This window comes from Micromonospora lacuserhaii (assembly GCF_036902735.1).
In the GTDB taxonomy this organism is placed as follows: domain Bacteria; phylum Actinomycetota; class Actinomycetes; order Mycobacteriales; family Micromonosporaceae; genus Micromonospora.
Genome location: NZ_JBAKHO010000101.1, coordinates 1 through 6993, shown reverse-complemented (window position 1 = coordinate 6993; position 6993 = coordinate 1). Strand labels below are relative to the sequence as shown.

6 protein-coding genes and 1 pseudogene are annotated in these 6993 nt (G+C 74.9%); 2 read left to right on the top strand and 5 right to left on the bottom strand.

Features of this window, described 5'->3' with window-relative positions:
- A pseudogene (locus V6U81_RS28650) lies at positions 1-325 on the top strand (hypothetical protein); the annotation flags it as partial.
- An 18-nt stretch (positions 326-343) separates the two neighbouring features.
- Here the strand turns inward: V6U81_RS28650 and V6U81_RS28645 are convergent.
- Positions 344-2401: a molybdopterin-containing oxidoreductase family protein gene (locus V6U81_RS28645; protein WP_334494120.1), complete on the bottom strand. Its 2058-nt coding sequence runs from the start codon at positions 2399-2401 to the stop codon at positions 344-346.
- A gap of 43 nt (positions 2402-2444) precedes the next feature.
- Positions 2445-3926, bottom strand: a complete 1482-nt coding sequence (locus V6U81_RS28640; protein ID WP_334494122.1) for a peptide MFS transporter — start codon at positions 3924-3926, stop codon at positions 2445-2447.
- 218 nt (positions 3927-4144) lie between these two features.
- On the opposite strand from V6U81_RS28640, the gene V6U81_RS28635 reads away from it, so the two are divergent.
- Positions 4145-4486, top strand: a complete 342-nt coding sequence (locus tag V6U81_RS28635; protein ID WP_334494118.1) for an RNA polymerase-binding protein RbpA — start codon at positions 4145-4147, stop codon at positions 4484-4486.
- A gap of 64 nt (positions 4487-4550) precedes the next feature.
- On the opposite strand, the gene V6U81_RS28630 is transcribed toward V6U81_RS28635, so the two are convergent.
- The 3 genes from V6U81_RS28630 to lnt all read right to left on the bottom strand — a co-directional run.
- Positions 4551-5078, bottom strand: a complete 528-nt coding sequence (locus V6U81_RS28630; protein WP_334494116.1) for an FxsA family protein — start codon at positions 5076-5078, stop codon at positions 4551-4553.
- A 91-nt stretch (positions 5079-5169) separates the two neighbouring features.
- Positions 5170-5949 carry a polyprenol monophosphomannose synthase gene (locus V6U81_RS28625; protein WP_334494114.1) on the bottom strand — a complete coding sequence of 260 codons (780 nt, stop codon included), beginning with the start codon at positions 5947-5949 and terminating at the stop codon, positions 5170-5172.
- 34 nt (positions 5950-5983) lie between these two features.
- A partial coding sequence (gene lnt / locus V6U81_RS28620; protein WP_334494113.1) for an apolipoprotein N-acyltransferase occupies positions 5984-6993 on the bottom strand: 1010 nt, incomplete at its 5' end.

Genomic DNA, 6993 nt, shown 5'->3' with positions numbered 1-6993 from the left:
TCAGGCCCACGCGCCCGCCCGAGACCGCGACGCCGCGCGGGCGGCGGCCGAGCCGGCCCGGCAGGAGACGGCGGCGGTGGCGGCGCGGGCCCGTGAGGAACTGGCCGCCGCGGCCGTCCAGCGGGACGCCGTCGGCGCCGAACTGGCCGCGGCGCGGCAGGCGGGCGCCCACGCGCAGGCCCGGCTGGCCGGGCTGGAGGTCCGCCTGCACGCCGTCGAGGGTGACCGGGACGCCGCCCAGCGGCGGGCGGCGCAGCTCGCCGACCAGGTCAGCGACCTGGCCGGCGCGCTGGCTCGACTCGGCTCGGCCGGTCGGCCCGGCTGAGCGCCCGCGGCCGCGGGGTCAGGCCGGCGGGGCCGCCTCGACCTGCACCCGGGTGTCGTGGAACGTCGGTCCGCCACCGAGGTCGGTGTCCCGGACGCCGGTGACCGCGTTGACGGTGCTGCCGCCGGGGCTCAGCCGCGCCCAGTACGCCTTGTAGGTGAACGCCAGCCCGGGCCGGGTGGCGTCGTCGACCGCCACCTCGGCCAGGAACGATCCCCGGTCGTTGTGCACCCGGGCCGGGTCGCCGTCGGCCAGGCCGCGCGCGGCGGCGTCGTCGGGGTGCAGGTGGATCCGGGGCGGCCCGGTGCGGTCGCGGTGCCAGGGCAGCGAGGCGAAGGTCGAGTTCATCAGGAACCGGCCGGCCGGGGAGATCAGGGCGAGGGGGAACCGCCGCGCCAGCTCGGGGTCGGCGACCTCGGCCGGCGGGGTGTAGCCGACCAGCGGGTCGACGCCCTGCGCGGTCAACGCCGGGTCGTACAGCCGGGCCCGGCCGTCGCGGGTGGGGAAACCACCCTTCGCGTACGGGGCGGAGCCGACGTCCACGCCGGTGGCCCGGGCATACGTGCGCTCCACCAGGTCCTCGTAGCGCAGCCCGGAGCCGTCGAGCAGTTGCCGGGCCAGTTCCTCGTCGCTGTCGCGCAGTCGGGGGTGGTCCAGCCCGAGCGCGGCGGCGAGCCGGCGGAAGATCTCCGTGTTCGGCAGCGCCTGCCCGGGCGGGGCCACCGCGGGCAGGTTGAGGGTGGCGTAGTGGTGCCCGTACGAGGTCTGCAGGTCGAGGTGTTCGGGTTGCATGGTGGCCGGCAGCACCACGTCGGCCCAGTCGCAGGTGTCGGTCCAGCGCTGTTCCAGCACGACGGTGAACAGGTCGGACCGGCGCAACCCGGCGCGGACCCGGTTCTGGTCGGGGGCGGTGGCGGCCGGGTTGGCGTTGAACACCACCAGCGACGTCACCGGCGGGTCGGCCTCGCCGGTCAGCGCCGCGCCGAGCCGGCTCATGTTGATCGACCGGGCCGCCGGCGCGGGCATGCCCGCCGGGGTGGTCACCCGGCCGGGGTCGATGCGGTGGTGCCCGGAGGTGGTGCACAGCGCCCCGCCGCCGGGGTGGCGGAAGTCCCCGGTGACCAGCGGCAGCGCGCAGATCGCCCGGATCGCCTGGCCGGCGCCGGCGTGGCGTTGCAGGCCCAGCCCGACCCGGATCGCGGTGGGCCGGGTGGTGGCGATCCGCTCGCCGAGCCGGCGCACGACGGCGACGTCCAGGCCGCACTCGGCGGCGGCCCGCTCGACGGGCCACTCGTCGAGGCGGGCCTCCAGGCGGTCCCAGCCGACGGTGTGCGCGGCCAGCCACTCCCGGTCGGCGGCGCCGAGGTCACGGACGTGGCGCATCAGCCCGAGGGCGAGGGCCGCGTCGGTGCCGGGCAGCGGCGCGACGTGCTCGTCGCTGCGGGCGGCGGTGTCGGTGCGCAGCGGGTCGATGGTGACCACGTACGCGCCGCGCCGCCGCGCCTCCTGCACGAACGGCCAGTGGTGCAGGTTCGTGGAGAGCAGGTTCGCCCCCCAGAGCACGACCAGCCCGGCGTCCACGATCGACTCCGGTTCGAAGCCGACCGAGCCGCCGTAGAGCGAGCCGAGGGCGGCGCGGGCGGCGGCGGTGCAGATGGTGGTGCGCAGCCGGGACGCCCCGAGGTGGGCGAAGAGCCGCGGGCCCATCGTCCAGCCCTGCACGAAGCCCATGGTGCCGGCGAAGTAGTACGGCAGGATCGACTGTGGTCCGTGCCGGTCGATGCCGGCGCGCAGCCCCGCGGCGACCCGCCCGAGCGCCTCGTCCCAGCTCGCCGGCCGGTACGCCACCGGCCCGACGCCCTTGGGGCCGACCCGGACCAGGGGCTCGGTGAGCCGGTCGGGGCCGTTGACCGCGTCGAGGTAGCGGTTGACCTTGCCGCAGAGCGCGCCGCGGGTGAACGGGTGGTCCTTGTCGCCGCGCAGCGCGACGGCCCGGCCGTCGGTGACGGTGAGCTGCCACACGCAGGTGTCCGGGCAGTCCAGCGGGCAGGCGCCCCGGTGCACGGTGGTGGTCATGGCGCGGATGCTATCCGGGCCCGCCCGGGCGGGCCGCCCCGCGTCAGTGGATGCCGGCCATCAGCCGGGAGATGTGCCGGCTGAACATGACCGCGCCCAGGCCCAACGCCACCGACGCCAGCCCGAAGGTGAGGAAATACGTCGGCTCGGGCCACTTCTCGGCCAGCCGGGCGACCTGGCCACCGATGGCGTCGCCGACGGCGGTGGCCAGGAACCACAGGCCGACCATCTGGCTGGCGTACTTCACCGGGGCGAGCCTGGTGGTGGCGGAGAGCCCGACCGGGCTCAGTGACAGCTCACCGGCGACCTGGATGGCGTAGACGGCGACCAGCCACCACGGGGAGACCAGGTCGCCGCCGACGGCGGCCTGCGCGGCGGCGGCCATCAGCACGAAGGACAGGCCGTTGAGCACCAGGCCGACGGCGAACTTCGCCGGCGTGGAGACGCGGTGGCCCAGGCGCAGCCAGAGCCAGGCGAACAGCGGCGCGCCGATGATGATCAGGATCGGGTTGACCGACTGGAGCCAGGAGGCGGGGAAGGTGAAGCCGAGGGTGTTCCGGTCGGTGCGGTCCTCGGCGAAGATGTTGAGCACCGAGCCGGCCTGGTCGTAGATCAGCCAGAACGCGGCGGCGAAGACGAACAGCCACAGGTACGCCTTCATCCGGCTGCGTTCGGCGGGGCTGATCTCCCGGTCGGTGATGATGCGGGTGAAGTATCCGACGGCGATCAGCACGGTGGCGACGGTGAGCAGGTTGACCACGGTGTCGACGCTGAACAGCCCGGCCACGGTGAGCGCGGCGAGGCCCAGCAGCAGCACCAGCACGCCGAGGCCGATGCGGGTCAGCGCGCGGCGGCGGTCCGCGCCGAGCAGCGGGTCGGCGGGGCGGGCGCCGGCGTCGCCGAGGTTGCGCCGGCCCAGCACGTACTGGAGCACGCCGAAGGTCATGCCGACCGCCGCGGCGCCGAACCCCAGATGCCAGTTGATCTTCTCGCCGAGGAAGCCGCAGACCAGCGGGGCGAGGAACGCGCCGAGGTTGATGCCCATGTAGAAGATCGAGAACCCGGCGTCGCGGCGTGGGGAGTCCCGGTCGTACAGGTCGCCGACCATGGTCGAGATGTTGGGTTTGAGCAGGCCGGTGCCGAACACGATCAGTGTCATGCCGGCGAAGACGCTCCACCCGGTGGGGATCGCCATCACGTAGTGTCCGGCGGCGATGACCACGCCGCCGGCCAGCACGCTGCGCCGGGCGCCGATGAGCCGGTCGGCGACCCAGCCGCCGGGCAGCGCCATCAGGTAGACCATGGCGTTGTAGGTGCCGTAGACGGCGTTGGCGGTGGACTCCCCCATGCCGAGGCCCTCGTCGGCGACCGACGCGGTCAGGTACAGCACCAGGATGGCGCGCATGCCGTAGAAGCTGAACCGCTCCCACATCTCGGTGAGGAAGAGCGTGGACAGGGCGCGCGGGTGACCGAAGAAGGTCCGGCCCGCCGGGGGGCGGTCGTGGACCGGCGCGTCACTGGTCATCGTCACCTCCGGCACCTCTGGGGCGGCTAACATCCCCGGTGAGCGCCGAAACACTCCACCGATTCGACCCGGCCGGGGACGACCCCGCCGGGTCCGCGCGATGGCCGGCTACCCTTGCAGGGGCCGTGCGGCCGGATCACCCACCTGGGCGGGAATGCCCCGGCGGCGTCGGACCGTTACACCGAGAGACCAGCACCACGAGCGAGGGGAAGTCGATCATGGGCGATCGTATGCTGCGCGGAAGCCGTCTGGGCGCGGTCAGCTACGAATCCGACCGCAACACGGAGCTCGCGCCGCGTCAGACCCGCGAGTACCTCTGTGCCAAGGGTCACCAGTTCGAGGTCCCGTTCGCCGTCGACGCCGAGGTCCCTTCGACCTGGGAGTGCAAGTTCGACGGCAGCGTCGCCCGGCTGGTCGACGGCACCGAGCCGGAGCAGAAGAAGGCCAAGCCGCCGCGTACCCACTGGGACATGCTGCTGGAGCGTCGCTCCATCGCCGAGCTGGAGGACATCCTGGCCGAGCGGCTGCAGGAGGTCCGCACCCGCCGCGGTCGCGCCTGAGCGCCCCACCTGAACGAGTCGGCGCCCCCGGGATGATTCCCGGGGGCGCCGTCGTGTCCGCGGCTCACGGCCGTGGTTCGACGATCTCCCCCTCGATGGCCCGGCCGCCGTCGACCACCGTCGGCCGGACGACCTCGGCGTCGACGGTCGGCTCGCCGGTCGGTGCGCCGCGGCGTACCCGCACGACCCGCGGGCCGAACAGGTCACCGGCGACCATCGACGACACCCGGCGCTCCGCGGCACGTTGCACCCCGCCGCGGGCCAGCCGGCGCACCGGCGGCACCAGCAGCAACAACCCGACCACACCGCTGACCAGGCCGGGGGTGGCCAGCAGCAGCGCGCCGACCAGGCCCACCAGCCCGTCGGTGACCTGCCGGCCCGGCGGTTGCCGGGACTCCACCGACTCCCGGAACCCGCGCCACGCCCGCATTCCCTCCCGGCGCAGCAGCACCAGGCCGAGCAGCGACGCCGCGAACACCAGCAGCACCGCCGACGGGTAGCCGATCGCCCGGCCCACGCCCACGAACGCGGCCAGTTCCAGCAGCACCACCACCAGCAGGGCCGGCGGCACGAACCTCAGGTATCGGCGCATCTCACCTCATCGCCTCACGCGGGCGCCTCGCCCGGAAACCGGACCCGGGAAGGAACGGACATCCCGCCCCTCCAGCATGACACGCCGCCGCTCACGGCCACCGGTCGTGGCCGCCGCGCTGGCGGTGGGGACGCCGGTCGCGCAGCCCCCACGTGGTGATCCGCCACAGCGCCTCGGCGACGATCAGCGGGCTCATCTTGCTGGCCCCCCGCTCCCGCTCGGCGAACGTGATCGGCACCTCCACGATCCGCGCCCCGGACCGGTGCGCCAGCCGGGACAGCTCCACCTGGAACGAATACCCCTGCGAGCGGACCGCGTCCAGCTCCATCGCCCGCAACGCGGCCGCCCGGTACACCCGGTAGCCGCCGGTGGCGTCGGAGACCGGCATGCCCAGGGCCAGCCGCGCGTACAGGTTCCCGCCGCGCGACAGCAGCAGCCGTCGCAGCGGCCAGTTCACCACCTTCGCCCCGCTGGTCCACCGCGAGCCGATGACCACGTCGGCGTCGCGGGCGGCGTCCAGCAGCGCCGGCAGGTCCTCCGGGGCGTGCGAGCCGTCGGCGTCCATCTCCACCACGGCGTCGTAGTCGCGGGCCGCCGCCCATCCGAACCCGGCCAGGTACGCGGCGCCGAGCCCCTCCTTGCCGGGGCGGTGCAGCACGTGCACGTGCCGGTCGGTGGCGGCCATCGCCTCGGCCAGCGCGCCGGTGCCGTCGGGGCTGTTGTCGTCGACGACGAGGATGTCCACGGCCGGCGCGGCGACGCGGACCCGGGCCACGACGTTGGTGACGTTGTCGGCCTCGTTGTAGGTGGGGATCACCACCAGCACCCGACCCACGCCGGGGTGGCCCCCGTCGACTGCGTCGCTGCCCACCGCATCCTCCGCATCTGCCGGCGCGGTGTCCGGCCTACCGGCCGGGCGTGGCCTCCCGGCGGCGTGCGCGGCGCAGCACCGCCGCGCCGGCCAGCGCCGCGACGGCCAGTCCGGCCAGCGCGACCTCCGGCCACACGCCGGCCCGGCTGGCCGGGGTACGCCCGTCGGTGAGCGTCACCTGCCGCAGCACCACCGCGCGGGTGTTGAACCCGGTCGCGCCGCTTACCCGCCCGTCCGGGGTCACGAACCCGGACACCCCGACCGTGGAGGCCATCAACGCGTCGCGACCGTGCTCGACGGCGCGCAACCGGACCATGGCCAGCTGCTGGCGGGCCTCGGCGACGTCGAAGGTCGCGTTGTTGGTCTGCACCACCAGCAGCTGCGCGCCACCGTCGACGGTGTCGCGGACCAGGCCGTCGTAGGCGACCTCGAAGCAGATCACGTCGCCGAGCACCGCCGGGCCGGCGTCGACCACGCCGGGGGTCGCGCCGGGGACGAAGTCGGCGCGGATCCGGTCGACCTGGGAGCTGACCGCGCGGGCGATGGTGCGCAGCGGCACGTACTCGGCGAACGGCACCGGGTGGCGTTTGGTGTAGAGCTGCCGCATGTCGGGGCCGGTGCCGGGGCGCCAGAGGATGCCGGCGTTGCGGACCTGCCCCCGGTCGGGGCCGAGCAGCACCGCGCCGACCAGGATGGGCGCGCCGATGGCGTCGGCGGCGGCGGAGATCCGCTCCCCGGCGCCGGCGTTGCGCAGCGGGTCGATGTCGGAGGAGTTCTCCGGCCACACCACCAGGTCGGGGCGGGTCTTCGTGCCGGCGCTCACCTCGGCGGCCAGCGCGATGGTGGCGTCGACGTGGTTGTTGAGCACGGCCTGCCGCTGGGCGTTGAAGTCCAGCCCCAGGCGGGGCACGTTGCCCTGCACCACGGCCACGGTGACCGTCCGCCCGGCGCCGCCGCCGGTGGGGGCGAGCAGCCCGACGCCGGTCACCGCCAGCGCCGCGGCGGCGAGCCCGGCCACCGGCGCCCACGACCGCGGGTCGCGGG

Excerpts from the sequence above, each read along its gene's own strand:
- V6U81_RS28645 (WP_334494120.1), bottom strand. The coding sequence starts at position 2,401 with ATGACCACCACCGTGCACCGGGGCGCCTGCCCGCTGGACTGCCCGGAC.
- V6U81_RS28640 (WP_334494122.1), bottom strand. The coding sequence starts at position 3,926 with ATGACCAGTGACGCGCCGGTCCACGACCGCCCCCCGGCGGGCCGGACC.
- V6U81_RS28635 (WP_334494118.1), top strand. The coding sequence starts at position 4,145 with ATGGGCGATCGTATGCTGCGCGGAAGCCGTCTGGGCGCGGTCAGCTAC.
- V6U81_RS28630 (WP_334494116.1), bottom strand. The coding sequence starts at position 5,078 with ATGCGCCGATACCTGAGGTTCGTGCCGCCGGCCCTGCTGGTGGTGGTG.